Origin of the sequence: Micromonospora parva, assembly GCF_000718515.1 — a bacterium.
GTDB classification, from domain to species: domain Bacteria; phylum Actinomycetota; class Actinomycetes; order Mycobacteriales; family Micromonosporaceae; genus Micromonospora; species Micromonospora parva.
On record NZ_JNZS01000017.1, the window covers coordinates 1 to 26,369 of the forward strand.

The following is a 26,369-nucleotide window of genomic DNA, read 5'->3' on the forward strand; positions in this document are numbered from 1 at the left end:
ACCCGGACGCCTACGCCCAGTGGGAGCAGCAGGCCACCGACCTCGTCGCCCAGCACTGGAACAGCTGACCACCAGCACACCCGCACCACCGCACGGTAGGACCGTGAGAACACCGACCGCTGGCCGGCACCCGCAACCCGGGGTGCCGGCCAGCGGCGTTTGCATTGCCATCGACCGCCCGGCACCCGCACCATTGACCACCTGACGCCAGACGCCCGGCCACCGGAACACCGGACGCCGGAACGACAGACGCCGGACCCGGAACGCCAGACGCCAGACGCCAGACGCCAGAACGACAGACACCGGACCCGGAACGCCAGACGCCAGACGCCAGACACCGGACCCGGAACGCCAGACACCGGACCCCGCAATGCCAGACGCCGGGACACCGGGACGCCGGGACGCCGGCCGTGATGGTGGGGGTGGGCCATGCAGGGGGTCACCGGGCTGCTCGGATGACCTCATCAAGCAGCGTTCGTTTACAGATCTTGGACACTTTCCGTTCCGCCCTAACGGAAACTGTCCAAGATCTGCAGGGATACCCCACCGCGGCCCACCCGCAGCGGTCAGAAGAGGACGGTGGCCAGGGTGCCGATCGGCTGGAAGCCGCATCGCTCGTAGACGCGGCGGGCCGGGAGGTTGAAGTCGTTGACGTACAGGCTGACGGTGGGGGCGACCCGCAGCAGCGCGTCGCGCACCACGGCTGCCATGGCGGCGGTGGCGATCCCCCGGCCCCGCCACTCCGGTGCCACCCAGACGCCCTGGATCTGCGCCGTCCGCTTGGTGACAACGGCGAGTTCGGCCTTGAACACCACTTTGCCGTCGATGATGCGGGCATACGCGCGACCGGTCCGGACCAGGTCGTTGACCCGCCGGCGGTAGCTGCGTCCGCCGTCCTCGGCCAGTGGGGAGACGCCGACCTCTTCGGTGTACATGGCTACCGCCGCCGGGAAGAGCCGGTCGACCTCGCCGGAGCGGACCTGGCGTACCTCCGGGTCGGCCGGTACGGGTGGCAGCGTGTCGGTGACCAGCAGCGGCTGATTGGGGCGGACGTCTCGCGCTGGCCCCCAGGTGTCGGAGAGGCGGTCCCACAGCCCGAGGACGGCGTCGGCCCGGCCGACGATGGAGGAGCAGAGCCGTTCCTCGCCGGCGAGCAGGTCGGCGAAGGCGCCCACCGCGGCATCGCTGGCCAGCACCGGGGTCAGGTTGCCGCCGAGCCAGCAGAGTGATTCGAGGTTGCGGCGGGCTCCGTACCCCAGGATTCTGCCTTCGGCCCGCCACCAGGAGAGCCCGCGCGCGGCGATCCGCTCGGCGACCTGCGCGCCCGCGAACGGGTCATGGTCGAGCAGTCGCTCGACCGCGCGCCGCTCCGATTCCCCCAGTTGGCGTACCGGCACCGTCAGCACGACTATCAGCCTGCCAGATTGACCCCCCGCTCCGCCGGTCGAGTGACAAGGCCGGCACCGGCTTCACGGGGCGGCGTCCGCCCGGCCCATCGGACGACCGGGGGCACCAGGGCTCCGAGCAGGAGGAACAGGGCACCGAGCACAAGCCAGCCGGGTACGCCCCAGCCGAGCGCAAGGGAGGTCACCACCACCGGCGCGAGCATCTTGCCCAGTTCGTAGCCCATGCCGTACGCGCCCTGGTACTGCCCCTGGGCGTCCGCCGGTGCCAGCCCGAAGGAGATGCCCCAGCCGGCGGCGGAGTGCCACAGCTCACCGGTGACGTGGGCGACCGCCCCGAGGCCGAGCAGGCTCACCGCGCCGGCCGTGGGCAGCGCACCGCTGGCGGCGAAGAGTACGCAGGCCAGGGCGATGGCGACGCCGGCTCGACGGGCGGCGCGGGCGGCTCCGGGCACTGTGGCGGCGGTACGCGCGGCGCGGACCTGAAGGAGCACCACCAGCACGGTGTTGACAAGCGTCAACGCGGAGATCATCCAGGCGGGGGCCCGGGTGTGGCCGGCGATCCACAGCGGCAGAGCGATGGTGAGCAGGCTGAAGTGCATCGACATCAGCCCGTCGACCAGTGTGAAGGCGAGGAACGGGCGATCGCGGAGGGCGACCAGTCGAGGGCCGTGCGCCGGGGCGGCGACCGGGGCGACGGTCGGCAGTCGGAGGAAGATCACCGCCGCGGCCAGTGACGTCGCCGCCGAGGCCAGGATCAGCGCGACGTAAGCGGTGCGGGTGTCGGCGGCGATGGCGAAGCCGCCGAGGACGGCACCGACGGAGATCCCGACGTTGGTGGTGGCTCGCAGGTAGGCGCGGGTGCGGACCCGCTCGCCGGCCGGGATCGCTCCGGCGATCAGCGCGCCGCGGGCGCCGCGTTCGATCGCGTCGGCGAGCGCGGTGGCGGCTCCCACCAGTACGAGCGTGGGCAGCGACCGGACGGCGATCAGGCCGATGGTGAGGGTGCCGGCGGCGAACAGCGCACCGACCTGCACTCCACGTGGGCCGACGCGGTCGGCCAGGTAGCCGCTCGGTGTGCTGGCCAGCACCCCGACCAGAGCCGAGATGGTCAGCCCGATGCCCACCTGGGTTGCCGAGAGGCCGACCGACCGGGTGAGGAAGAGCGCGCTGGCGACGAGCCAGAGGCCCCGCCCGACGGTCTTGACCAGGGTGCCGAGGGTGAGGACCCGGGACGGACCCGGCGGGGGTAGCAGGCGCATGACCGAGACTTTAGCAAGACGTACGTACGGTTTGGGAACCGCTGGTTGCCGACGATGCATTGCCGATATATCGTTGATGCATCAGCGATAGTCCTCCGAAGGGAAGAGCCCGATGAGGTTCCACCGACAGCACCACCCGATGCACGAAGCCCGGATGCGGGGATTCGGCTTCCCGCCGGTCCCGCCCGGCCCGCACGGTCATGGCCACGAGCACGGACCCGGCGGCGGCCCCTGGGGCGGCCGGGGCCGTGGACGGGGTCGGGGCCGACGCCCCAACGTCCGCGCCTCCGTCCTGGCCCTGCTCACCGAGCGGCCGATGCACGGCTACGAGATGATCCAGGAGATCGACTCCCGCACCGGCGGTGCGTGGCGGCCGAGCCCGGGCTCGATCTACCCCACCCTCCAGCTACTGGAGGACGAGGGCGTGATCGTCGCCAGCACCGAGGAGTCCGGTGGTGGGCGGAAGCGGTTCACCGTCAGCGAGGCCGGTCAGGCCGAGGCCACCGAGGCCGCGCAGACCCCGCCGTGGGCGGACGTCGCCCAGGGCACGGTGAGCAGCTGGCACGACATCCGCGACTCCGGCGCACAGGCGATGAACGCCCTGCGCCAGGTGATGATGCACGGCACCGACGACCAGCGCGAGCGGGCCGCTCAGGTGCTCGACGAGACCCGACGCAAGCTGTACGCAATCCTCGCCGAATCCGAGTGACGCCAGCACCGCGCCACGACGCCCGAGCGCCACAGACACGAACGCACCACGAGACACGAACATCACCACGAGACGCGAACATCACCACGAGCACGAGCGCCACAACCCACGAAAACCACAGCAGCACTGACGCGAAGCGGCCGTTCCCCGAATGGGGAACGGCCGCTTCGTCCAGATGGAAAATCAGTGCACGGTGACGGTCGGGCCGGTGACCAGCCCGCGCAGCTCCTCGGGGAGTTCGGCGCCCATCTCGTCGGCGATCCGCAGCGCCTCCTCGATCAGCGTCTCGACGATCTGCGCCTCAGGCACCGTCTTGACGACCTGCCCCTTCACGAAGATCTGGCCCTTGCCGTTGCCGGAGGCGACGCCGAGGTCGGCTTCCCGAGCCTCACCCGGACCGTTGACGACGCAGCCCATGACGGCGACCCGCAGCGGCACCGGCAGCCCTTCCAGACCGGCGGTGACCTCCTCGGCGAGCTTGTAGACATCCACCTGGGCCCGCCCACAGGACGGGCACGAGACGATCTCCAGGCCGCGCTCGCGCAGACCGAGGGACTCCAGGATCTGGTTGCCGACCTTGATCTCTTCCACCGGCGGGGCGGAGAGCGACACCCGGATCGTGTCGCCGATCCCCTCGGCCAGCAGCGCGCCGAAGGCGACCGCCGACTTGATGGTGCCCTGGAACGCCGGCCCGGCCTCGGTGACGCCGAGGTGCAGCGGGTAGTCGCACTGCTCGGCGAGCTGCCGGTACGCCCGGATCATCACGACCGGGTCGTTGTGCTTCACCGAGATCTTGATGTCGCGGAAGCCGTGCTCCTCGAAGAGCGAGCACTCCCACAGCGCCGACTCGACAAGCGCCTCGGCGGTGGCCTTGCCGTACTTGCTCAGCAGGCGCTTGTCCAGCGACCCGGCGTTGACGCCGATCCGGATCGGCACCCCCGCGTCCCCGGCGGCCCGGGCGATCTCCTTGACCTTGTCGTCGAACTGGCGGATGTTGCCCGGGTTGACCCGGACCGCCGCGCAGCCGGCGTCGATCGCGGCGAAGACGTACTTGGGCTGGAAGTGGATGTCGGCGATCACCGGGATCTGCGACTTCTTGGCGATCGCGGGCAGCGCCTCCACGTCGTCCTGGGACGGCACCGCCACCCGGACGATCTGGCAGCCGGACGCGGTCAGCTCGGCGATCTGCTGAAGGGTCGCGTTGACGTCGGAGGTGAGGGTCGTGGTCATCGACTGCACCGACACCGGAGCGCCACCACCGACCGGAACCGAACCGACCATGATCTGGCGGCTGGCCCGACGGGGAGCGAGCGACGGGGGCGGCACGGCGGGCATACCGAGACTGATAGCTGTCACTTCAAGCACTCACCTTGAGAAGAGCGTGATCGGGTTGACGACGTCCGCGGCGATGGTCAGCAGCGTGAACGCGCCACCGATCAGGATCACCACGTACGTGAAGGGCATCAGTTTGAGGTAGTCCACCCGGCCGGGGTCGGCCCGACCGATCCGCGCGTAGACCCAGGAGCGGGCCCGTTCGAACCAGGCGATGGCGATGTGGCCGCCGTCCACCGGGAGCAGCGGCAGCAGGTTGAACACGCCGATGAAGAAGTTCAGCGACACGAAGAGCATGAAGAAGACCAGCCAGGCGTTGTTCTCCACCGCCTCGCCGCCGAGCCGGCTGGCGCCGACCACGCTGATCGGGGTGTCGACGTCCCGTTCGCCGCCGGTGAGGGCGGTCCACAGGGCGGGGACCTTCTGCGGGAGGCGCTGGAGCGCCTGGGCGGTGCCGACGGCCAGGTCACCGGTGAAGTCGGCGGTGGCGCCGAAGGCGCCGACCGGGCCGTACGTCACGCGGGTGGGCGTGCTCGGAACGAGCCCGACGCCAAGCGCGGCCACCGGCGCGGCGGTGCCGTTGGGATCGTCCAGCGGCGGGCGCTGGGTCTGCGCGAGCACCGTGCTGGTGGTGGCGGGCTGCCCGTCGCGGACGTACGCGATCTGCGCGGTTTCGCCCGGCTTGAGGCTGCGCAGCGTGGTGAGCAGGTCGCCGTAGTTGCCGATCGGGGTGCCGTTGATCGAGGTGATCCGGTCACCGTTCTTCAACTGCGCCTGGGCGGCCGGGCTGGCCGCGTCGGCGGAGGTGCACGCCCGCACCGCGTTCTCCGGGACCACGCAATCGCTGAGCTGGATGACGGCGGGCTCCTGGCGGGCCTGCGCGTCGGTGGTCGGGAAGTCGGGGTTGGGCAGGCCGGCGGAGACGGCGAGGATCCAGATGGTGACCAGGGCGAGCGCGAAGTGCGTGATCGACCCGGCGGCCATCACGATCGTCCGTTTCCAGACCGGGTAGCGCCACATCACCCGCGACTCGTCGCCCGGCTCGACGTCGTCGTCCTGCGGCGTCATCCCGACGATCTTGCAGAAGCCGCCGAGAGGGATGCCCTTGAGTCCGTACTCCGTCTCACCCCGGCGGAACGACCAGATGGTGGGGCCGAAACCCACGAAGTACTTGGTGACCTTCATCCCGAACGCCTTGGCGGTCAGCAGGTGACCGGCCTCGTGCAGGCTCACCGAGATGAGAATGGCCAGGGCGAAGAGGACCACCCCGAGCAGGTACGACATCAAGCTCCTTCCACCGAACCCGCGATGATCTCCTGCGCGTGCGCGCGCGCCCACGACTCGGCCGCGAGCACGTCCTCGACGGTACCTGGTTCGTCGAAGTCCGGAGCCTCCTCCAACACGCGTTCGAGTGTGTCGACGATGCCGAGGAACGGCAGCCGGCCCGCCACGAACGCGGCCACGCACTCCTCGTTCGCCGCGTTGTAGATCGCCGGGCGGCAGCGCCCGGCCTCCCCGGCGGCCTTGGCCAGGGCGACGGCCGGGAACGCCTCGTCGTCGAGCGGCGCGAACTCCCAGGTGTGCGCGGCCGTCCAGTCGACGGCGGTGGCGGCCTCGGGAACCCGGTCCGGCCAGCCCATGCCGAGCGCGATCGGCAGCCGCATGTCCGGTGGGCTGGCCTGGGCGATCGTCGAGCCGTCGACGAACTCGACCATCGAGTGGATCACCGACTGCGGGTGCACCATCACGGTGATGTCGGCGTAGGGCACGTCGAACAGCTCGTGCGCCTCGATCACCTCCAGCGCCTTGTTGACCATGGTCGCGGAGTTGATCGTGACGACCGGCCCCATGTTCCAGGTCGGGTGCGCGAGCGCCTGCTCCGGCGTGACCTGCGTCAACTCGTCGCGCCGCCGACCCCGGAACGGGCCGCCGCTGGCCGTGACGATCAGCCGCCGCACCTCACCGCGCGCCCCGGAGCGCAGGCACTGGGCCAGCGCCGAGTGCTCCGAGTCGACCGGCACGATCTGCCCCGGCCGCGTCACCGCGGCCTTGACCAGCGGGCCGCCAGCCACCAGCGACTCCTTGTTGGCAAGCGCGAGGGTACGACCACCGCGCAGCGCGGCCAGCGTAGGAGCGAGGCCCAGCGAGCCGACCACCCCGTTGAGCACGATGTCGCACGGCCACTGGGCCAACTCGGTCATCGCGTCCGGGCCGGCCACGATCTTGGGAAGCTTGAAGTCACCGGTGGCCCAGCCGCGCCGGCTCGCCTCGGCGTAGAACGCGAGCTGCAGGTCCTGGGCGGCGGACGCCTTGGCCACCCCGACCGCCTCGACGCCCAGTTCGAGGGCCTGCGTGGCGAGCAGTTCGACATTGCCGCCGCCGGCACCGACGGCGACGACCCGGAACCGGTCCGGGTTGCGCCGGACGATGTCGATGGCCTGGGTGCCGATCGAGCCGGTGGACCCGAGCAGAACGAGGTCGCGGGGGGAAGTCACGAAGCCATTCTTCCCCACCCGGGCTGCACGCCCGCTGGGAGCCTCAGGCCTCGCCGTCCGCCGACTCTTCCGGGGGCGCTTCCTCGCCGAGCAGGTCGTCCGGGTCGATGGTGAACTCGAACGGCTCGCGCATCACGAAGGGTGTCCCGGCCGCGGCGGCGGCCACCGGCCGGTACTCCCCCTCGGTCAGCTCGTACAGCGCGATGGTGGGCACCCGATTGCGCAGGTCGACCCGGAGGAAGAACGGCACACCGGCGGCGGCGTACTCGCGCGGACGGTCGATGATGTCCTTGCGCCGGTTTCCGGGCGAGACGATCTCCCCGAGAAGCACGGCGTGCCTGATGTCCATCGTCGTTCGGCCGCCGCCAGGAGCGTCGAGAATGACGATGTCCGGGATGAAGAGATCTTCGCCAGAGACGATGTTCGTCTCGAGATAGAGCCACAGCTTCGCCCGACGGGCCGCCTGCTTGAGGAGATAGGCGAGACCCAGCTCCGCGTCCTGATGGTCATACCCGGCATGTGGTGTCACGATCACGCTTCCGCTCAGGACCTCAACCTTGGGGCCGTTGGTCTCCGGCAACAGGTCGAGGGCGAGCTGCGCGGTCCACGGCTCGTCGTGCCACCGCAGCACGTCGAACGACGGCTCGGTGTGCTGCGGCGCCGGCTCCGGCGCGAACGCTGCCTGGGCCATCCGGGCTCACCCCCTCAGCGGACCATCCTGCTCAGGTCAGCCTAGTCACCGCAGCCCCAGAAGCGCGGCATCGCACACCCGGTCCGTTGATCCGAGATGACGACATCGAGGCACGCGGCCTCACGTGGCGCGTGCAGATCTTGGACACTTTCCGTCATCGCCGAACGGAAAGTGTCCAAGATCTGCGGGCCGGCACCCGATCGGCCTCGGTCCGGCGTCGTGCGACGGCCAGCCACACCGCTGCGCCGACGCAGAGGACGGCCAGCAGGGACAGCAGCACCAGGGCCGGATTGATCCAGGCGGGCACCAGGTCGTGGGTGGCGTTGCACCGATCGTGCAGCGGGAACCATCGCGACGACTCACGCCAGTGGGCGGCGCGGTAGGCACTGTCGTAGTTGACGCCGGCCTGTCGGCAGGACTCCGCCGAACTCATGGAGGAACCCGCGAACGCCCCGACGAACCACGTGACAGCGGTGGCGACGATCGAGAGGCCGGCCGTCGCGACGAACCAGCCTGGAGTCTTCCACCGGCCGGTGAGCAGGGGTCGGCCCCAGAACCAGAGCAGGAACAGAGCGGGTACGGCGAGGCAGAGCCCGGTCGTGACGACACCCATCCCGTCTGTCCGCCTTCCCCCCAGCGAGCTGGTCTTGATCATTGCACGGGCTGGCTCGCCGCCGTGAGGCGTCCGCATCGTCACCCCCACAGCACGGAAGTCGGGGTGCCCGCGCGCTGCGGACACCCCGACGTCACCTAGCGCGTGCCGATCAGGGGGTGATGACGAACTGGGAGCCCGGCTGGATGACGATGTTGCCGTCGGCCGAGTTGGTGATTGTCACGTTGGTGAGGTTGGCGTTGCCGCGCGCGCCGCCCATCGCGAGGATGCCGGCACCGTTGTTCGACTTGTCGATCCGCACGTTGGTGATGGCGACGTTCGGCATGTTGCCGCCGCCATTCTTGAACTGGATGCCGTCGTACGTCGAATCGATGATGTCGGTGTCGCGGATGGTGACCCCGACGATGTCCCGGGTGGCGGGGAACAGGGTGATCGCACCGAACTCCTGGTCCTCGTTCCAGAAGGCGCCGCCGGTGCGGTAGAGCCCGTTGTTGGCGATCAACGTCGTCCCGGAGAACGGCAGCGGGTCGTGGTCGGTCGCCAGCATGATGCCCGGGTAGTTGGCGGTGTCGTAGATCAGGTTGTTCTCGATCGAGTTGTCGTAGCCGCCGTAGATGGCGATGCCGTTGGCCCGCCAGGGCAACTGGATGGTGTTGTTGACGAAGTGGTTGTCGTGGGCGATGTCGACGTTGCGGTCCTTGACGTACGGGTTGGCCCAGACGGCCAGGGCGTCGTCGCCGGTGGTGCGGAACGACGAGTTGAACACCCGCGAGTTGCGCGTGCCGTTGCTGAAGTTGATGCCGTCGGCGTACGTGTTGCGGATCCGCATGCCGGTGAACTCCAGCCCGTCGGCCGGCCCCCACAGGTCGGGGATGTTGTCGTAGTCGCGGCCGACCCAGACACCCACGTTGGCGTGCTCGATCCAGACGTTGCTGATCCGGGTGCCGGTGCCGAAGCGACCGTTCAGACCGACACCGCCCTCGGCGTTGCCGTCGCCGCCGCGGATCCGGCCGGAGCCGAAGATGGCGATGTCGGAGATCTGGGTGTTCTTGTCGATGTCGAAGCCGAAGTTGCCCTCGTGCGGGTGGTTGATGCCACCGGCGTTCTGCGGCTCGGTGAGCGTGTAGAGCTGCGAGTGCCACATGCCGGCGCCCCGGATGGTGACGTTGCTGATGCCGACCTGGTTGTGCGTACCCCGGTTCAGTGGGTCGTCGGTCAGGATCTTCTGCTCCTGCCGCCACTGCCCGGCAGGGATCCAGACGCAGCTGATGACGCCGTTCTGGTCGTCGGTCACCGCCCGCTGGATGGCGGCGGTGTCGTCGAGCCCGTCGTTCGGGACCGCACCGTACTGGGTGATCGAGGTGCAGCCGGCCGGTTGGCTCGCCGCCGGCGCCACCTGCTCCAGGTCAATCATGTCGATGACGTAGAAGGCGGCGGTGTCACCCGAGTCGCGCTGCAACTTGAACCGGGTGCCGGCCGGGTACGACTGCGCCAGCAGCGCGTTCGACTCATCGAAGAGCCGTCGGGCGTCGGCCTGCGGGGTGTTGGTGAGCGCCTCCGGTCCGTCGGTGTTGCCGTAGAGCCAGCTGTGCTTCGACGACAGGGTCAACTTCCGGGAGAAGACGTCGTTGACGTAGAGGCTGATGGTCGCCTCGATACCGCCACCACCGGGGGCGTCCGGGATGGAGTTGCGCACCACTATGGAGTTGGCCTGGTTGGTCGAGGTGAACTCGACGAACTGGCCGGTGCCGGTGAGTCGTACCGACTTGCGGCCCGAGGACTCGCTGGCGAAGTTGGTGTGCCCGAAGGTGCGCAGCGGGTCGGCCTCCAGCAGCGTGCCCTGGTAACGACCGGCCTCCGCCTCGTACGAGACGTACGGGACGGCGGCCCCGCGCCCGACCACTATCGACTGGCTCAACGAGTTGTTCGTCTCGTTGGTCTCGGTGACCACGTTCGTGGCGTCGGCGGTGGCGGTGAGGGTGGCGCCGCCGCTGGTGGCGGTCCAACTACCGCTGACGGCCACGGTGGCCGTCGCGCCGGCCGCGATCGAGGCGGTGGTGGCGTTGAGCGTGGTGCCGCCCGCCACCAGCCGGGTGACGGTGGTGGTGCCGGTCGCCGCGGTGCCCCGGTTGCGCACCGCCACGGTGAAGCTGACGGACGCTCCGACGGCCGGGTTCGGCGGGTTCGAGGCGATGCTGAGCACCTGGAGGTCGGGGCCCGGGGCCTGCGTCACGACCAGCGGCGACGCGGCGGTGAAGCTGTTGTTGCCGTTGTTCTGCTCGACGATCGTGTTCGCCGGGTCGACCACCGCCGCGACGGCGTAGCTGCCCATCGGCCGGGTGCCGGCGTTGAACGACACCGTGGTCGAGGCGCCCGCGGCGAGCGCACCCACCGAGGCGCTGCCGACGACCGCGCCGGCCAGGCTGAAGTTCACAGTTGTCGCGCCGGCGGACGCCGACCCGGTGTTCTGCACCACGGCCGAGAGGGTGACCGGCGAGACCTCGCTGGGCGACGCCGGCGACCAGGTCACCGAGCTGACCACCAGGTCCGGGTTGGGCGCCGGGGTGCCGCACACCTCAAGCTCGGCGACCTGACCGGACGGGGCACCGGTGTTGCCGGTGAACCGCAACTGCACGTCAGCGGTGGTGGCGGTGACCGGGATGGTCACCACGTTGGTGCCCTGGACGAACTGGTAGGCCGCCGCCGACACGAGGCTGGTGTACGCCGACGACGCCTGGTCGCGACCGAGGACCTGGATGGTCTGGGTACGGGTGCCCCAGGCCGGGTCGGGGTTGAGCTTCACAGTGACACCGGAGATGGCGTGGTTCGCGCCCAACGCCACTGTCAGGTTCTGCGGGTAACTCGCCGCACCCTCCCAGTAGGTGCCGAGCTGCCCGTCGTTCGCCTTGTCCGGGGTGAAGCTGAAGGTGGAGCCGCTCGCCGTCATGCTCTTGCCCTGCGCCACGTTGGTGCAGGCGGGCGGGTTGCTGCCGGTCCGGGTGACGGTGTTGCTGTTGCCGGAGAGGTTCCCCGCGCCGTCACGGGCCCGGACGTGGTACGACACTGTCGCCGTGGCCGGCTGGGTGTCCTGATAGGTCAGGACGGTGCCCAGCGTCGCGATCAGGCTGCCGCCCCGGTAGACGTTGTAGCCGGCGAGCCCGCTACCACCGGAGTCGGTGGAGGCACCCCAGTTCAGCGTGATCGTGCTGCCCGACGTGCTCTGCGACAGCGTGCCCGGGACGCTCGGCGCGGTGGTGTCCGGACTGGTGCCGCCGCTGCCGTACACCTCCAGCTCGGAGAGCTGCCCGGCGGGCCAGCCGCTGTTGGCGGTGACGGTGATCCGGACGTAGCGGGTGGACGTCGAGCTGAAGTTGATCGTGACGGTGCTGCCGCTCGCCGGGTTGAAGGTGTACGTCTGCGACCCCACCAGGTCGGTGAAGGACGAGCCGTTGGCGCTGCCTCGCACGCTCAGCGTCTGCGTCCGGGTCCCCCAACCGGCGGTCGGCAGTTTCAGCACCACCTGGTTGACGCTCTGCGACGAGCCGAGATCGACCTGCACCCACTGCGGGAACGCGTTGTTGACGCTCTCCCAGTAGCTGCCCGCGTTGCCGTCGACGACCTTCGACGAGTCGTAGACGTCGGCGTGGCCGCTCTCCTGGGTGGGACGGCCCTGCGCGAGGTTGGTGGCCGCCGGGGCGAAGCCACTGGTCGCTGCTGCTGCGGTGTCGGCGGGACGGGCGGCGGCCGGGGTCGCGACGGCGGTCGCCCCGGCCGTGGCGATCAGCGCGGCGACGGCCGTGGCCGCCACCATCCTGAACAGATTCGTTCGTCTCATGACTGTCCTGTCGTCGGGGGGCGGTTGCCGCGGTGGCGTGACCACGGGGGTGGGGGTGCGGCGGTGCAGCGCCGGCCGACGCGGGTGGGCCGGTGCCGAGAGAGACGGGATGGCACGGGCGGCGCGGGGGCGCCGCTCGTCCTGGGAACACCAGATGGGTACGACCATCAACGGGCCCCCCGAGGAGGCCCGTTGAATCTTCCGAGGCTGTGCGCAGAACCGTGCACGTCTTTGTCGAAATCTTGCGCTACTTTGGCCCAAAGGTTACTGACGTGCTACGGGAGCGTCAACACTTCGACACCCGTGATTATTGACGGAGTTGTCTGCCCTGATGGCCGTCGTCCCTGCTGACCTGCCCACAATTTCGGGGAAGGTGCGACCTCCCGACGACTGGAGGCCACACCTTCCCCGAAGTTGCGCGGATCTTGCGTCAGGTCGTACGGGAACGATCAGTCATCTGGTGCCGTCAGGACGAACGTCTCCAACAGCTCTCCGCCGTACCAGTCGGTGCGCTGACCGACGTGCGCCATGCCCAGCCGCCGAGCGACCGCCATCGACGGCTCGTTGCCCGGCGACACCACCGCGTAGATCTCCCGGGTGCCGGCGGCGAACTCCCGCGCGACGAGCGCACGAGCGGCCTCGGTGGCGTACCCGTGACCCCACGAGTCCGGGTGCAGGTGCCAGCCCGTCTCGATGTCCTCGGTCAGCACCGCCTCGTCCCGTCCCGGCATCGGCTTGAGCAGCACCGTGCCCACCACCGTGCCGGTCTCGCGCACCTCGATCGCCCAGGTGCCGTACCGGCCCCCGTCCGCCGCGTGCCGGTGCTGCCAGATGCGCAGCCGCTCGACGGCCTGGGCCGGGTCGGTCATCGGCAGGCCCGGCGACACCGCCAACCAGCGGGTGATCTCCGGACGGGAGTAGATGTCGTAGATCCGGGCCAGATCGGCCGGATCGTCGGTCCAGTCACGCAGGATCAGGCGTTCGGTGGTGAGAACAGTCATGACCGGCGATCTTAAGGAGTGACGGCCCCGACGATGGGGAAGGAGGACCCGATGGGCAACGGATGGCAGCGCACGAAACGGATCACCAGTGCCGCGTTCCGTCCGGTGCGCGGACGGGACCTGTCGCTGCACGCCGCCGCGATCACCTTCTACGGGGCGATCGCCGTGGTGCCGGTCGCCCTGCTGGCGATCTGGCTCACCTCGCTGGTGGCCGGGGCCGACCGGGTACGCCGGCTCACCTCGTACGCCGTGGAGGCCCTGCCCACCGCGATCGGCGCGCCCCGGGCGGTGGACGCGCTCGTCAACGCCGGGGTGGAGCTGACCCCGCTGCTCGCGCTGGCCTCCCTGCTGCCCGCCTCGCTGTACGGCGAGGGTCTGCGCCGGGCGTTCGTCTCGGTGGCCGCGCCCCGCTCCGACGAGCACCTGGTCGGTTGGCGGGGCCGGCTCCTGCTGCTGCCACTGCTCGCGCCGGCCCCCGCACTGCTGCTGTCGATCCTGCTGGCGCTCCCGCTCACCACCCGCCTCGTACGCCAGGGCGGTTGGCTCGGTGTGCTGGGCGTGGTGCTGTCGTTCCTGGGGGTCTGGCTGGTGCTCACGCCGGTGCTGGTGTGGGTGTTCCGGGTCGTCGGGCCGGCCTCACCGGACTGGCTCTCCACCCTCGGGATCGGGTCGTTCACGGCGGCGAACCTCTCCGGCTTCATGCACGGCTTCGTCCTCTTCGCCTCGCTCCCGCTGGATCTGGGGGTGCCGTTCGGCGGCTTCGACGAGATCGGCGCGGGGGTGGCCGTACTCCTCTGGCTCTACCTGTTCCACGTGATCGTCCTGGCCGGCTACTCCGCCACCCTGGCCCTCTCCCACTGGCGCACCAAACCCACCCGCTGACCCCTCTTGATCACCCGCGCTGCTCCCCGCGCCGCCCCGGCTGCGAGGACGGGGGTGGGGGGTGCGGACTAGGGTGCGGTGGCATGAGCAGTGAGATTCCGGCTCGGGCCGACGTCGTGATCGTCGGTTCCGGGCACAACGGTCTGGTCTCCGCGGTCCTGCTGGCCCGTGCCGGCCTGGACGTCCTCGTGTTGGAGGCCGCCGACGTGATCGGCGGCGCGACCCGCACCGAGAACCCGTTCCCGAAGGTGCCGGGGCTGCGCCACTCCACCGGCTCGTACCTGCTCGGGCTGATGCCCCCGGAGCTGCTCGCCACGCTCGACGTGCGGATTCCGGTGCTGCGCCGCGACCCGCACTACTTCCTCCCCACCCCGGGCGGCCTCGGCTCGCCGTACCTGCTCTTCGGCACTGACACCGCCGCCACCCGGGCACAGCTCGCCGAGTTCTTCTCCCCCGCCGACGTGGCCGCCGACGACGCCATGCAGGCCGAGCTGGCCGCGCTGCGGGAGGACCTCGCGCCGGCCTGGCTGGCCGAGCCGCTGACCGTCGAGGAAACCGCCGAGAGGTACGTCCGCCCGGCGCTGCGCGCGGTCTTCGTCGATCTTGTGCGGGGCTCGGTCGCCGACTACCTGGCCCGGTTCGAGTTCCGCTCCGAACTGCTGGTCAGCATGTACGCGGTCACCGACGGCCTGTCCGGGCTCAACGCCGGCCCGGACGACCCCGGCACCGGCCACAACTTCCTCGTGCACAACATGTGCCGGCTGCCCGGATCCGGCGGTACCTGGATGATCGCCGAAGGTGGGATGGGCACCGTCTCGCGGACGTTCGCCGAGGCCGCGCGCGCCGCCGGCGCGACGATCCTGACCGGTACGCCGGTACGCGCGGTCACCCTGGACGGCGGCGCGGCGAGCGGAGTGGTGCTGGCCGACGGTCGGGAGGTCGCCGCCCGGGTGGTGCTCGGCGCGTGTGACCCGTACCGGCTGATGGAGCTGTTGCCCGACGGCGCGCTCCCGGCGCGGCTCGGCGAACGGATGGCGGCGGTCCGCCGGCCCGGCACCACGCTCAAGCTCAACCTGGCGCTCACCGGGCTGCCCCGGTTCTCCTGCCTGCCGGACGGTACGCCGTGCCCGTTCGGTTCGACCATCCACCTGCTGCCCGGTTCGGCGTCACTGGTCGGCGGGGCGGACGCGTCGCCGATGACCGCGCTGCGCGCGATGTGGGCGGACGTGCAGGCCGGGCGGCTGCCGGCGGAGCCCACCATCGAGTGGTACCTGCACACCACAGTCGACCCGTCGCTCTCCGACGCGGCCGGGCACCACTCGTCGGCGCTCTTCGTCCAGTCGGTCCCGTACGAGCTGGCCGGCACCACCTGGGACGCGGCGCTGCCCGGTTACGTCGACCGGCTGATCGGGATCGTCGAGCGGTACGCCCCCGGCACCGCCGACCTGATCGCCGACGCGGTGCCGTTGCCGCCGCCCGGCATCGAGGAGCACTTCGGCATCACCGGCGGGCACATCCACCACGTCGACAACACGGTCTCGTTCACCGACCGGATGCCCTACGCCACCGGCATCGACGGCGTGTACGCCGGCAGCGCCGGCTGCCACCCGGCCGGCAGCGTCATCGGCGCAGCCGGCCACAACGCCGCCCGCCGCATCCTCAAAGACCTATCGACCTAGCTCCCCCAGCCCGTCGCGCCGTTGATCATGAAGTTACCGCCACCACACCCCGCCGTGGCAGGCAACAACTTCACGATCAACCAGGCCGTGGGGTGAGGGCCGGGGGTCAGATCACTGCTTCGCCGGCGGGGGCGGGGGTTTCGGCGTCCACGCGGTGGGCGCGCACCTTGTGGCCGACGCTCGTCAGGCAACGGCCGCTGGGCAGGTCGAAGCGCCAGCCGTGCAGCTGGCAGGTGAGCTGGTCACCCTCGACGATGCCGAAGCGGGTCAGGTCCGCCTTCAGGTGCGGGCAGCGGCGCTGCACCACCCAGTCGCCCAACGTGATGTCCTCGGCGTCGGTGGTGCGCTCGTGCTCGTCGTACCAGCCCTCGGCGTACTGCAGCCGCTCCTCGGAGAGGCACTTGAAGAACGCGTAGACGAACTCGTTGTACTGGCCGATCCGGGCCGCCGAGAACCGGCAGGACAGGAAGAGCGAGTTGACCCAGTCCACCTCGTCGATGAAGAGCAGGTGCTCGATCAGCGACCGGTCGGTACGGAACCGGTAGCGGACCTTCTCCTCGGCGTACGGTCGGACCTCCTTGCCCGGGAAGTCCACCACGATCGACTCGACGCTCTCGCCGTCGTAGCCGACCAGGTCGAAGCGGACCGGACCGCCGACCCCCTTGGCCAGGTAGATCGACTCGTCCAGCAGCGGCTCGATCCGACGCTTCATCTCCCCGAGCACGTCCACCTCGGGGTGCCGCCAGGACGCCTTCTCCGCCTCGATGATCGGGCGCTTGCGCTCCCGCATCTCCTCCAGGTGGGCGACCTTGTTCGCGAAGAACTCCTGCACCGGCACCGGGTGGGTGGTGCTCGCGCCCTCGGTGGTGACCTCGGCGACGCTGCCCGGCAGCAGCACGATCCCGTTGGTGCCGCCGACCTTGGCGTACTCCGACAGGAAGACGGACTGGTCGGGGAAGATGTTGCCCTCGTCGCCGTGGATGTCGTTGAACTGCCACAGGGCGTCGTCGAGGAAGCACGGCGGGCCGGCGATCGGGAAGACGTGCGACGCCTTCAGGTCGTCGATGTAGCGCCAGGTCCGGTCGAACTGCCGGTCCCGCTTCTGCTTGCCGAACGCGGTCTTCGCCGCCTGCGGCAGCTCGTAGACCATCGGGTACCAGATCGCGCCGGAGAACTGGAGCAGGTGCGCGTGCACGTGCCCCAACTCGGCGAAGACGCTCAGGTCGGTGGGACGGGCGTCGTTCTGGTTGAGCAGCCGCACCCCGTCGTACTCCACCCAGAGCGACGAGTCGCCGATCGGCCCGTCGGTCGGGCTGGTCAACGCCTGAATCATGATCTTCAGGCCGCCGGGCAGCTCCACCACCTGCTCGTTGGGCGCCTTCAGGAACTTGGTGAAGCCCAGCGCCCGGAACTCGTCCTCCATCTCCGAGGTGGGGAACTCGGGGAGCAGGACGGTGGCGTCCTTGGAGACGAAGTCCCGCAGGTGCTTCGCGTCGAAGTGGTCCCGGTGCAGGTGGGAGACGTACAGGTAGTCGACCTGACCCAGGCTCTCCCAGTCCAGCAGTGAGTTGTCCGGGAAAGGGAACCACGAGGCGAAGTAGGCCGGGTTGACCCACGGGTCGCACAGGATGCTGCCCGCAGCCGTGTCGATCCGCATGCTGGCGTGCCCGGTTCCGGTCACTCGCACCGCACAGTCCCCCTCAAACAGACAATCAGGTGTACGCCAAACGCTACCGGAGCGAGTCTGACCACCGCCCCGCGACGCCGGTAGTGCCGTTCGGCCCGCCCGCAACAGGCCGCCCGCCCCTCGCCGCCCACGCCCCGTGGGCGGCCTTCAACAGCTCCCGGCTCTCCCCGCGAGTCATGCCGTTCCCTCAACTGGCCGGACCCTGCGCCGGGCCTGACGCAAGGCGTGCCAGACTAACGAAAGATCCGATCGCGAGGGAAGGACCGACAGTGGCAGGAAGCGAGCCGGTAACGTCGCCAGACCAGCACAAGCCCGGGCACCGCAAGGCCGGGCAGATCGGCGCCGTGCTGTCCGCACTGGCGCTGCTGGCGATGATCTGCGGCAACCACGAGGGCAGGGTCGAGGACATCTGGCTGATCGGCCTGGCCGCGCTGCTGCTGATCATCGTGATCGGCGACATCGTGCTGCGGCGCAGCGGTCTGCGCTCCTGACCCGACCCACCGCCGGACGTCGGCCGAGAACGCCGAGGGCCCGCCCCCACCCGGGGGACGGGCCCTCGTCCGTACGCGTCGGGGTCAGCGCCCGAAGAGGATGTCCTGCACGTCCTTGAGCGCGGCGTCGACCTCGGCCTCGAAGTAGCCACCCGGCACCAGGCCGAACCGGAGGGTGTCCAGGTCCTTCGGGTCGACCGGCATCGGGTTGCGCCGCTGCATGCCACCGAGCAGCGTCTCGAAGAACCGGTCCACCTGGTCGGGGTCGTACCCGCTGCCGAACCGGCGCACCTGGAAACTACGGCGGATCTGGTCGACCCGGTACAGGTCGCTGCCGGGCGGACCAGCCATCGGGGGGCCGCCCATCGGCGGGCCACCCATCGGCGGGCCGGCGACCGCTGGCGGGCCGGCCATCGGCGGGCCACCCATGCCCTGCTGCGGCAGCGGAGGCGGACCGGCCGGACCACGGCGCATGTCGCGCAGGTCCCGCTCCGGCATCCGGATCTCGGCGGTCATGTCGGCGCGACCGTGCCGCCCGGCCTCGAAGCCGTCGAAGCGCGGCTCCTCCGGCGGCGGCGGATAACCGCCGGGCGCGCGCTGGTCGTCGGGGCCGTACCCGCCACGCTGGTCGTCCGGGCCGTACCCACCGGGCCCACGCTGGTCGTCCGGGCCGTACCCACTGGGGCCGGCGGGCAGGCCGCGCTGCGGCATGCCGTGGCCGCCCATCGGACCGGGGCCCATCGGGCCACCGGGGCCCATCGGAGGGCCGGCCGGGCCACGTGGCGCGTCGTAACCACCGCCGCGAGGGGCATCGTACCCACCGGCGAAGGCACCGGTCGGCTCGTCGTAGCGACCGTAGGGCGGGCCGGCCTGCGCGGGCATCGGCCGGGGCGGCATCGGCTGCGGAACCATGCCCCGGTCATCCCGCATCGGCGGCCCCATCCGGTCCGGTGGGCCCATCCGGTCACCCATCCGGGGGTCGGCACCGCGCCCGGCGCTGTTGCGCTCCTCCAGCTCGGCCAGCTGCCGCTCGACCCGATCCAGGTGCAGGTCGACCTGCCACTCGTCATAGCCGTTGAAGCGGACCCGGAAGACGACGTCGTGAACCTCCTGGGAGGCCACCGGGGCGCCGACCTGTCGGCCGTCGAGCGTCGCCTCGACCCGGTCGAGGAAGGCATCCACCTCGTCGACCTTGTATCCCCGGCGGAGCGCCTTGCGCCGGAAACGCTGACCCTGACTCGCCACTATGTCTCCTGGTCTCGTTCGCCACGCCCGGTCACGCCGGTGCCTCTCCGGCGCGGTCGGTGAAGGTGTCGTTGTCCTCGGCGGCGGCGAGCTGGCCACACGCGCCGTCGATCTCGCGGCCCCGGGTGTCCCGAACTGTGGTGGACACCCCGGCCTCGCGCAACCGCCGGACGAACTCCCGCTCGACCGGCTTCGGGCTCGCGTCCCAGCGGCTGCCCGGCGTCGGATTGAGCGGAATGAGGTTCACATGGGCCAACTTGCCGGCCAGCAGCCGACCGAGCAGGTCGGCTCGCCACGGCTGGTCGTTCACGTCCTTGATCATCGCGTACTCGATCGACACGCGGCGGCCCGTCCGGGCGGCGTAGTCCCACGCTGCGTCCAGCACCTCGGCTACCTTCCAGCGCTGGTTTACCGGCACGAGTTCGTCGCGCAGATCATCATCGGGCGCGTGCAACGACAGCGCAAGGGTCACTGAGAGGTCTTCGCTGGCCAGTCGGCGGATGGCAGGAACCAGGCCGACCGTGGAAACGGTGATGTGCCGCTGGGACAGACCGAGCCCCTCCGGAGCCGGGCTGACCAGCCGACGGATCGCCGCGATCACCCGGTTGTAGTTGGCCAGCGGCTCGCCCATGCCCATGAAGACGACGCGCGACAGCCTCGGCGGGGAGCCGGCCACCACGCCGGAGGCGGCCACCCCGGCCATGTACACCGCCTGGTCGACGATCTCCGCCGTCGACAGGTTGCGGGTCAGCCCCGCCTGGCCGGTCGCGCAGAACGGACAGGCCATGCCACACCCCGCCTGGCTGGAGATGCAGACGGTCACCCGGTCCGGGTAGCCCATCAGCACGCTCTCCACCAGCGCACCGTCGTGCAGCCGCCAGAGCGCCTTGCGGGTGGCGCCGTCGTCGCAGGCCAACTCGCGCACCGGGGTGAGCAACGGCGGCAGCAACTGGTCGGCCAGCCGTTCCCGGGTCGCCGCGGGCAGATCGGTCATCGCCTGCGGGTCGCGGACCAGCCGCCCGAAGTAGTGGTTGGAGACCTGCTTGGCGCGGAAGGCCGGCTCCCCCAACCCGGTAACCAGCGCCTGGCGGCCGGCCAGGTCCAGGTCAGCGAGGTGCTGAGGGGGCATGGAGGCCCGGCGCGCGGCGGGGGCGACCGAGGTGGCGGGGATCAAAGGCAGGCTCGTCATGGCTGGTCCAGTGTGTCACGCCGTCGGCGGCGGGCGCCGGTCCGGAGGTGTCGAACGGGGCGCGACCACCGGAGCCGGAGGACCGGGTAGCCGTGATTCATACCTCAGCCCACCACCGGCACGAGGACCGCCAACAGCAGGTAGGCCGTCGGCACCGCGAACAGGATCGAGTCCAGTCGGTCCATCAGACCGCCGTGGCCGGGCAGCAGGTTGCTCATGTCCTTCACGCCCAGATCCCGCTTGATCATCGACTCGGCCAGGTCGCCGAGGACCGCCGCGCAGGACACGGCCACCCCGAACAGCGCACCCCACCAGGGGGCCACCTCGAACATCAGCCACAGCAGCAACGCGCTGCCCACCGCCGCCGCGGTGACCGAGCCGGCGAAGCCCTCCCAGGACTTCTTCGGGCTGATCGACGGGGCCATCGGGTGCTTGCCGAAGGAGACCCCGGCCGCGTACCCACCGGTGTCCGAGAGGACCACCCCGATCAGGGTGGCCAGGATGCGCAGCGGGCCATCATCGGGGGCCGCCGCCAGCAACGCCGCGAAACCGGCCAGGAACGGCACGTAGACGGCGATCAGGGTGGCCGCGGTGAGATCCCGCTGGAAGCCGGCCGGCCCGTCACCCAACCGCCAGATCATGGTGCCCAGCACCGTGACCAGCAGCCCCAGGCTGAGCGCGTCCGGGCCGGCGAACCAGGCCAGCCCCACCGTCAACACGCCACCGGCGATCAGCGGCACCAGCGGCGGGTGCGCGCCGCTGCGCCGGACCGCCCGGGCCATCTCCCAGATGCCGACCGCGACCGCGGCGGCGATCACCGGCAGGAACGCCAACGGGTAGACGACCAGCGGCACCACGATCAGCGCGCCGAGGCCGAGCCCCACCCCGATCGCCGCGGGAAGGTTGCGCCCGGCGCGCCCGGTGCCCACCTGCTGGGTGGCCGGTCGGTCGAGGCTGGCCCGACGTCGCCCCTTCGGCCGTCGACCGGTCGTCGGCGCCTCGTCCGGCACCACCTCGGCCCGGACGGGCTCGATCAGCTCGGTCGGGTACCCCGGGTCGTCGACACCGGCGGGAGGGCCGTCGACAGGGCCCGGCTCGTCGAAGCGCCCACGGTCCGGGCCGTCGTACCGGGGCGGCCCGTCGCCAGCGGCGGGGAGACGATCGAGGTACCGGTCGCCACGACCCCGGTCGTCGTACCGGTCGGGCTGGTTCCGGTCGTCGAACCGAACATGCCGGTCGCGGTCGTCGAAGCCGTCGTCCGGACGGACCGGGCGGCCACGCTCGTCGTACGGGTCAGCGGGGCGCGGGTCGGCGTACGGCCGGGCGTGCGGCTCGGCGTACAGCTCGGGGCCGGCGGCCGGACGGCGGCTCCACTGGCCGGCCTCCAGCTCCTGGTCCGGCCACGGCAGCGCCACGGGGCGCTCCGGCCGGTCCCAGCCGCGAGGCTCACTGCCGTAGGGGTCGGGGTGGGACATCACGCACCGCGACGCGGCACGAGAACCACCACATGACGCAAGACCACAAGCATCCCCTACACGTGCGATGTTCCTCCGATTGACCGCCCCGACGGTCGGTCGATCCCCGGTGTTCACCACCCGGTGGCCGGGAATCCTGCCGAGCCTACTGCACACACCGGACCGGCACGGCGGACGAGGCACGCCGACCGACCCCATCCCTCGCCGCCGGGCCGTGCCCAGCGACGCACACCCGCCCGGAACGACAGGCCACAGGCGATCCGCAGCCGTCGATCCGACTCGTCCGGTGCTCGATCGACTACTGAGCCGTCACCGCGGGCGTGGTCCGCTGGTGGGGCGCCGACACCCGTCGGCGCGTCCGCACGGGGGAAGGGCACTCACATGTACAAGTTCGGTCTCGCGGTGCTGACCGTGGCCGCCATGGTCCTGGCAGCGGCGTCACCGGCAGCCGCCAGCACGACACAGACCCGGATCACCATCGACCGCCACGCCAGCGAGCTGTTCCCGTTCGAGCCGCCCGCCGCCGAGCCGGGCGTGACGTACCCGGCAACGTCGGTCACCGCCACCGCCCGCAACTGCCCGGCCGGCTTCGTCCTCATGTCGGCGTCGCTGGTGCAGGACGGCCTGCCGACCCTCTGGGCCACCGGGGGACGCGGCGCTGGCGAGGTCGTCTGTGACGGCGGCACCGTCGAACTCTCGATGGCGTTCGCCCGCGTCACTCCGGCGCTGCACCCCGGCCGGGCAACCGCCCGCTTCTCGCTGCGGGACGCCGACACCGGCGAGCAGTTCGCCGAGCGCACCAGGACCGTCTGGATTCCCTGCTGACCGACAACACGAGGCCCGTTCCCGAGGTCGGGAACGGGCCTCGAAGCATGCGTCACACCTCGAGCAGCTCGGTTTCCTTGTGCTTCACCAGGTCGTCGATGGTGGCCACGTAGCGCTGGGTCAGGTCGTCGAGTTCCTTCTCGGCGCGGCGGCCGTCGTCCTCGCCGGCCTCGCCGTCCTTGACGATCCGGTCCAGCTCCTCCTTGCCACGGCGGCGGACGTTGCGGATCGCCACCTTGGCCTCCTCGCCCTTGTGCCGAGCCACCTTGATCATGTCGCGGCGGCGTTCCTCGGTCATCTGCGGGAGCAGGATGCGCAGCTGGGTGCCCTCGTTGTTCGGGTTCACCCCGAGGTCCGAGTCGCGGATCGCCTTCTCCATCGCGTTGATCTGCGAGTTGTCGTACGGCTTGATGACGGCCATCCGCGGCTCGGGGACCGCGATGGACGCCATCTGCGTCAGCGGCGTGGGCGTGCCGTAGTAGTCGATGATGACCTTGGAGAACATGGCGGCGTTGGCGCGACCGGTACGGATGGCGCCGAACTCCTCCTTGGCGTGCTCAACCGCACGGTCCATCTTTTCCTCGGCCTCGAGGAGGGTGTCGTCGATCACCGGTCTCCTCGCCTCCTTCTGTGCTCGTCGTGGGCTCTGCTGAAAGTCGTCAGACCGCTGCCGTCGCCGTCTGCGGGACTCAGGCGGTGATCAGGGTGCCGATCTTGTCGCCACCCACCGCGCGGATGATGGTGTCGTCACCCTGCGCGCCGAAGACCAGCATCGGCAGGCCGTTCTCCATGCAGAGGCTGAACGCCGCCGCGTCGGCCACCCGCAGGTTGCGGCGCAGCACCTCGGAGAAGGTGATCGAGTCGAGCTTGCTGGCGGTGGGGTCGATCCGTGGGTCGGCGGTGTAGACGCCGTCCACGCCGTTCTTGCTCATCAGCACCACGTCGGCCCGGATCTCCAGCGCCCGCTGGGCGGCCACCGTGTCGGTGGAGAAGTACGGCATCCCAGCGCCGGCGCCGAAGATGACCACGCGGCCCTTCTCCAGGTGCCGGATGGCCCGCAGCGGGATGTACGGCTCGGCGACCTGGGCCATCGTGATGGCGCTCTGCACCCGGGTCTCGATGCCCTCCTTCTCCAGGAAGTCCTGGAGGGCCAGGCAGTTCATCACGGTGCCGAGCATGCCCATGTAGTCGGCGCGGGCCCGGTCCATCCCACGCTTCTGCAGCTCCGCGCCGCGGAAGAAGTTGCCCCCGCCGACCACCACGGAGACCTGCACGCCGCGGCGGACCACTGTGGCGATCTGCCGGGCGATGGCCTGGACGACGTCCGGGTCGACGCCGATCGCGCCGCCACCGAAGACCTCACCGGAGAGCTTCAGCACCACCCGGCGGGCACGCCCCGGCGGCGGTGCCGTCGGATCGTCCAGCTCCAGCGTCCGGTCACTCACAACCTGCGTCATCCGCCCCGCCCTTCCCCACGCGCACGCCCCGTGCGGCGCGTACCGCGAACCTGCCGCTGCCGACCCTATGTGACGAGGAGGCCGCGGTGCCTGTCACGTACACCGGCGGCCTCCTCGTTGACGTCTTCTGCCCACGGGCGCGCGCGGCGCCCGGTGGCGGCTCAGGCCTGGCCGACCTCGAACCGCACGAAGCGGGTGACCTCGATGCCGGCCTCGGCCAGCAGCTGCTTCACCGACTTCTTGTTGTCGGCCACCGACGCCTGCTCGACCAGGACGAAGTCCTTGAAGAAGGAGTTCACCCGACCCTCGACGATCTTCGGCAGGGCCGCCTCGGGCTTGTTCTCCTCGCGGGCGGTCTGCTCGGCGATGCGCCGCTCGGACTCGACGACCTCCGCCGGAACCTCGTCCCGGGTGAGGTACTTCGGCCGCATCGCGGCGATCTGCATGGCCACACCACGGGCGTCGGCGTCGCCGGCCTCGTCGCTCTTGCCGGTGTACGACACCAGCACGCCGACGGCCGGCGGCAGGTCCTGGGCCTTGCGGTGCAGGTAGATGGCGATGGTGCCCTCGACCCGGGCGAACCGGTTGAGCACCAGCTTCTCGCCGATCTTGGCGGACTGCTCCTGGATCAGGTCCGCGACGACCTTGCCGTCGAGCTCGGTGGCGAGCAGCTCCTCGGCGGAGTTCACGCCGGAGCGGTCACCGTGCTCGACCAGCTGCTGGGCCAGCGCGATGAACGAGTCGGTCTTGGCGACGAAGTCGGTCTCGCAGTTGAGCTCGAGCAGCGACTTGCCGGAGTGGGCGACCAGGCCGTTCGCGGCCGTACGGCCGGCCCGCTTGCCGACGTCCTTGGCGCCCTTGACGCGCAGGATCTCGACGGCCTTGTCGAAGTCGCCCTCGGCCTCGGTCAGCGCCTTCTTGCTGTCCATCATGCCGGCGCCGGTGAGGTCGCGGAGCTTCTTGACGTCCGCGGCGGTGATTTGGGACATGGCTCTCTCTTCGGTGTTGAGACGGCGTGTGGATGGTCAGAGGTGCCGGTTACCCGGATCCGGGCGGATCGTGCCCGGCGTACCGTCGCTGCCCGCCGTCCGCGAAAACGGACGGCCGGGCAGCGACGGTGCGATCACTCCGCGGTGGCGGTCGCCGGCTGCTCGGTGGCGGCCTGCGCCGGCTGCTCCGGGGTGGCGGGCTGCTCGGCGGCGGCAGCGGCGGGCTGCTCGGCCGGGGCGGCCGACTCGTCGGCCTTCTTCGGCTCGAGCAGCTCGCGCTCCCACTCGGTCAGCGGCTCGTCGCTCGCGACGCCCTCGGGCTTCTCGTCGTTGCCCCGGCGACGGCCGGAACGCGCGATCAGACCATCCGCGACGGCGGCGGCGACGACCTTGGTCAGCAGCTCGGCCGAGCGGATCGCGTCGTCGTTACCCGGGATCGGGAAGTCGACCTCGTCCGGGTCGCAGTTGGTGTCCAGCACCGCGATGACCGGGATGCCCAGCTTGCGGGCCTCGTCGACGGCGATGTGCTCCTTCTTGGTGTCGACGATCCACACCGCGGCGGGAAGCTTCTGCATGTCCCGCAGGCCACCGAGGGTGCGGGTCAGCTTGATCTTCTCGCGGGAGAGCTGCAGGGTCTCCTTCTTGGTGTAACCGGCGGCGGTGCCGCTCAGGTCACCCAGACCCTCCAGCTCCTTCATCCGCTGCAGCCGCTTGTACACGGTCTGGAAGTTGGTCAGCATGCCACCGAGCCAGCGGTGGTTGACGTACGGCTGGCCGACCCGGGTCGCCTGCTCGGCGATCGCCTCCTGGGCCTGCTTCTTGGTGCCGACGAACAGGATGCTGCCACCCTCGGCGACGGTCCCACGCACGAACTCGTACGCCTTCTCGATGTACTCGAGGGTCTGGCGCAGGTCGATGATGTAGATGCCGTTGCGCTCGGTCATGATGAAGCGCTTCATCTTCGGGTTCCAGCGCCGGGTCTGGTGCCCGAAGTGGACACCGCTCTCCAGCAGCTGACGCATGGTCACGACGGCCATGGTTGGGGTACTCCTCAAGGTCCCTGGTTGTCACGCCCGACCGGTGGCCGGGCGTCCTGGCGCCTGGTCGCC

22 protein-coding genes are annotated in these 26,369 nt (G+C 70.5%); 5 read left to right on the top strand and 17 right to left on the bottom strand.

Features of this window, described 5'->3' with window-relative positions; translation table 11 throughout:
* Positions 1-566: 566 nt before the first annotated feature.
* Together IF22_RS0122575 and IF22_RS0122580 are read right to left on the bottom strand one after the other, a co-directional pair.
* Positions 567-1,406: a GNAT family N-acetyltransferase gene (locus IF22_RS0122575; protein WP_030335160.1), complete on the bottom strand. Its 840-nt coding sequence runs from the start codon at positions 1,404-1,406 to the stop codon at positions 567-569.
* A 5-nt stretch (positions 1,407-1,411) separates the two neighbouring features.
* On the bottom strand, positions 1,412-2,665 hold the full coding sequence (locus tag IF22_RS0122580; RefSeq protein ID WP_030335161.1) for an MFS transporter: 1,254 nt from the start codon (positions 2,663-2,665) through the stop codon (positions 1,412-1,414).
* A gap of 112 nt (positions 2,666-2,777) precedes the next feature.
* Between IF22_RS0122580 and IF22_RS0122585 the strand changes: the two genes are divergently transcribed.
* Positions 2,778-3,374 carry a PadR family transcriptional regulator gene (locus IF22_RS0122585; RefSeq protein ID WP_030335162.1) on the top strand — a complete coding sequence of 199 codons (597 nt, stop codon included), beginning with the start codon at positions 2,778-2,780 and terminating at the stop codon, positions 3,372-3,374.
* Positions 3,375-3,557: 183 nt separating this feature from the next.
* Here IF22_RS0122585 and ispG read toward each other — a convergent pair whose 3' ends face one another.
* From ispG to IF22_RS0122620, 7 genes are all read right to left on the bottom strand, one after another.
* Positions 3,558-4,730 carry a flavodoxin-dependent (E)-4-hydroxy-3-methylbut-2-enyl-diphosphate synthase gene (gene ispG, locus IF22_RS0122590; protein WP_030335165.1) on the bottom strand — a complete coding sequence of 391 codons (1,173 nt, stop codon included), beginning with the start codon at positions 4,728-4,730 and terminating at the stop codon, positions 3,558-3,560.
* A 9-nt stretch (positions 4,731-4,739) separates the two neighbouring features.
* On the bottom strand, positions 4,740-5,990 hold the full coding sequence (locus tag IF22_RS0122595; RefSeq protein WP_030335167.1) for a M50 family metallopeptidase: 1,251 nt from the start codon (positions 5,988-5,990) through the stop codon (positions 4,740-4,742).
* A complete protein-coding gene (gene dxr, locus IF22_RS0122600) occupies positions 5,990-7,201 on the bottom strand; it encodes a 1-deoxy-D-xylulose-5-phosphate reductoisomerase (protein WP_030335169.1) in 1,212 nt (403 codons plus the stop codon). Before dxr ends, IF22_RS0122595 begins: the two co-directional genes overlap by 1 nt.
* A 43-nt stretch (positions 7,202-7,244) precedes the next feature.
* The gene (locus tag IF22_RS0122605; protein WP_051708722.1) at positions 7,245-7,892 is read right to left on the bottom strand and encodes a Uma2 family endonuclease; all 648 of its coding nucleotides are present in this window, start codon (positions 7,890-7,892) and stop codon (positions 7,245-7,247) included.
* Positions 7,893-8,046: 154 nt separating this feature from the next.
* The gene (locus tag IF22_RS0122610) at positions 8,047-8,505 is read right to left on the bottom strand and encodes a hypothetical protein (protein ID WP_051708723.1); all 459 of its coding nucleotides are present in this window, start codon (positions 8,503-8,505) and stop codon (positions 8,047-8,049) included.
* 151 nt (positions 8,506-8,656) lie between these two features.
* Positions 8,657-12,340 (bottom strand): CARDB domain-containing protein, encoded by a 3,684-nt coding sequence (locus tag IF22_RS0122615; RefSeq protein WP_030335174.1) that lies wholly within the window; start codon positions 12,338-12,340, stop codon positions 8,657-8,659.
* A 449-nt stretch (positions 12,341-12,789) separates the two neighbouring features.
* The gene (locus IF22_RS0122620; protein WP_030335177.1) at positions 12,790-13,341 is read right to left on the bottom strand and encodes a GNAT family N-acetyltransferase; all 552 of its coding nucleotides are present in this window, start codon (positions 13,339-13,341) and stop codon (positions 12,790-12,792) included.
* Positions 13,342-13,392: 51 nt separating this feature from the next.
* Here IF22_RS0122620 and IF22_RS0122625 point away from each other — a divergent pair, with 51 nt between their 5' ends.
* Together IF22_RS0122625 and IF22_RS0122630 are read left to right on the top strand one after the other, a co-directional pair.
* Positions 13,393-14,223 carry a YhjD/YihY/BrkB family envelope integrity protein gene (locus IF22_RS0122625; RefSeq protein WP_030335179.1) on the top strand — a complete coding sequence of 277 codons (831 nt, stop codon included), beginning with the start codon at positions 13,393-13,395 and terminating at the stop codon, positions 14,221-14,223.
* Between the two features lie 83 nt (positions 14,224-14,306).
* Positions 14,307-15,902 (top strand): phytoene desaturase family protein, encoded by a 1,596-nt coding sequence (locus tag IF22_RS0122630; protein ID WP_030335181.1) that lies wholly within the window; start codon positions 14,307-14,309, stop codon positions 15,900-15,902.
* A gap of 106 nt (positions 15,903-16,008) precedes the next feature.
* Here IF22_RS0122630 and IF22_RS0122635 read toward each other — a convergent pair whose 3' ends face one another.
* On the bottom strand, positions 16,009-17,589 hold the full coding sequence (locus tag IF22_RS0122635; RefSeq protein WP_030335183.1) for a Rieske 2Fe-2S domain-containing protein: 1,581 nt from the start codon (positions 17,587-17,589) through the stop codon (positions 16,009-16,011).
* Between the two features lie 269 nt (positions 17,590-17,858).
* Between IF22_RS0122635 and IF22_RS33320 the strand changes: the two genes are divergently transcribed.
* Positions 17,859-18,080, top strand: coding sequence for a DUF2631 domain-containing protein (locus IF22_RS33320; RefSeq protein WP_036412111.1), 222 nt, complete (start codon positions 17,859-17,861; stop codon positions 18,078-18,080).
* Positions 18,081-18,164: 84 nt separating this feature from the next.
* Here IF22_RS33320 and IF22_RS0122645 read toward each other — a convergent pair whose 3' ends face one another.
* The 3 genes from IF22_RS0122645 to IF22_RS0122655 all read right to left on the bottom strand — a co-directional run bounded on the left by IF22_RS0122645 (position 18,165) and on the right by IF22_RS0122655 (position 21,989).
* On the bottom strand, positions 18,165-19,325 hold the full coding sequence (locus IF22_RS0122645) for a DivIVA domain-containing protein (protein WP_030335185.1): 1,161 nt from the start codon (positions 19,323-19,325) through the stop codon (positions 18,165-18,167).
* 31 nt (positions 19,326-19,356) lie between these two features.
* Positions 19,357-20,514, bottom strand: a complete 1,158-nt coding sequence (gene rlmN, locus IF22_RS0122650; protein WP_030335187.1) for a dual-specificity RNA methyltransferase RlmN — start codon at positions 20,512-20,514, stop codon at positions 19,357-19,359.
* A gap of 104 nt (positions 20,515-20,618) precedes the next feature.
* Complete coding sequence (locus IF22_RS0122655) at positions 20,619-21,989, bottom strand: phosphatidate cytidylyltransferase (protein WP_030335189.1); 1,371 nt, start codon at positions 21,987-21,989, stop codon at positions 20,619-20,621.
* A 381-nt stretch (positions 21,990-22,370) separates the two neighbouring features.
* Here IF22_RS0122655 and IF22_RS0122660 point away from each other — a divergent pair, with 381 nt between their 5' ends.
* A complete protein-coding gene (locus tag IF22_RS0122660) occupies positions 22,371-22,814 on the top strand; it encodes a hypothetical protein (RefSeq protein ID WP_030335190.1) in 444 nt (147 codons plus the stop codon).
* Between the two features lie 52 nt (positions 22,815-22,866).
* Here the strand turns inward: IF22_RS0122660 and frr are convergent, their stop codons facing one another.
* The 4 genes from frr to rpsB form a co-directional block, all read right to left on the bottom strand.
* Positions 22,867-23,424 carry a ribosome recycling factor gene (frr, locus tag IF22_RS0122665; protein WP_030335193.1) on the bottom strand — a complete coding sequence of 186 codons (558 nt, stop codon included), beginning with the start codon at positions 23,422-23,424 and terminating at the stop codon, positions 22,867-22,869.
* A gap of 79 nt (positions 23,425-23,503) precedes the next feature.
* Positions 23,504-24,271: a UMP kinase gene (gene pyrH / locus IF22_RS0122670; RefSeq protein WP_030335195.1), complete on the bottom strand. Its 768-nt coding sequence runs from the start codon at positions 24,269-24,271 to the stop codon at positions 23,504-23,506.
* A gap of 161 nt (positions 24,272-24,432) precedes the next feature.
* Positions 24,433-25,260 (bottom strand): translation elongation factor Ts, encoded by an 828-nt coding sequence (tsf, locus tag IF22_RS0122675; protein ID WP_030335198.1) that lies wholly within the window; start codon positions 25,258-25,260, stop codon positions 24,433-24,435.
* 134 nt (positions 25,261-25,394) lie between these two features.
* A complete protein-coding gene (rpsB, locus tag IF22_RS0122680; protein ID WP_030335200.1) occupies positions 25,395-26,297 on the bottom strand; it encodes a 30S ribosomal protein S2 in 903 nt (300 codons plus the stop codon).
* Between the last annotated feature and the right edge of the window lie 72 nt (positions 26,298-26,369).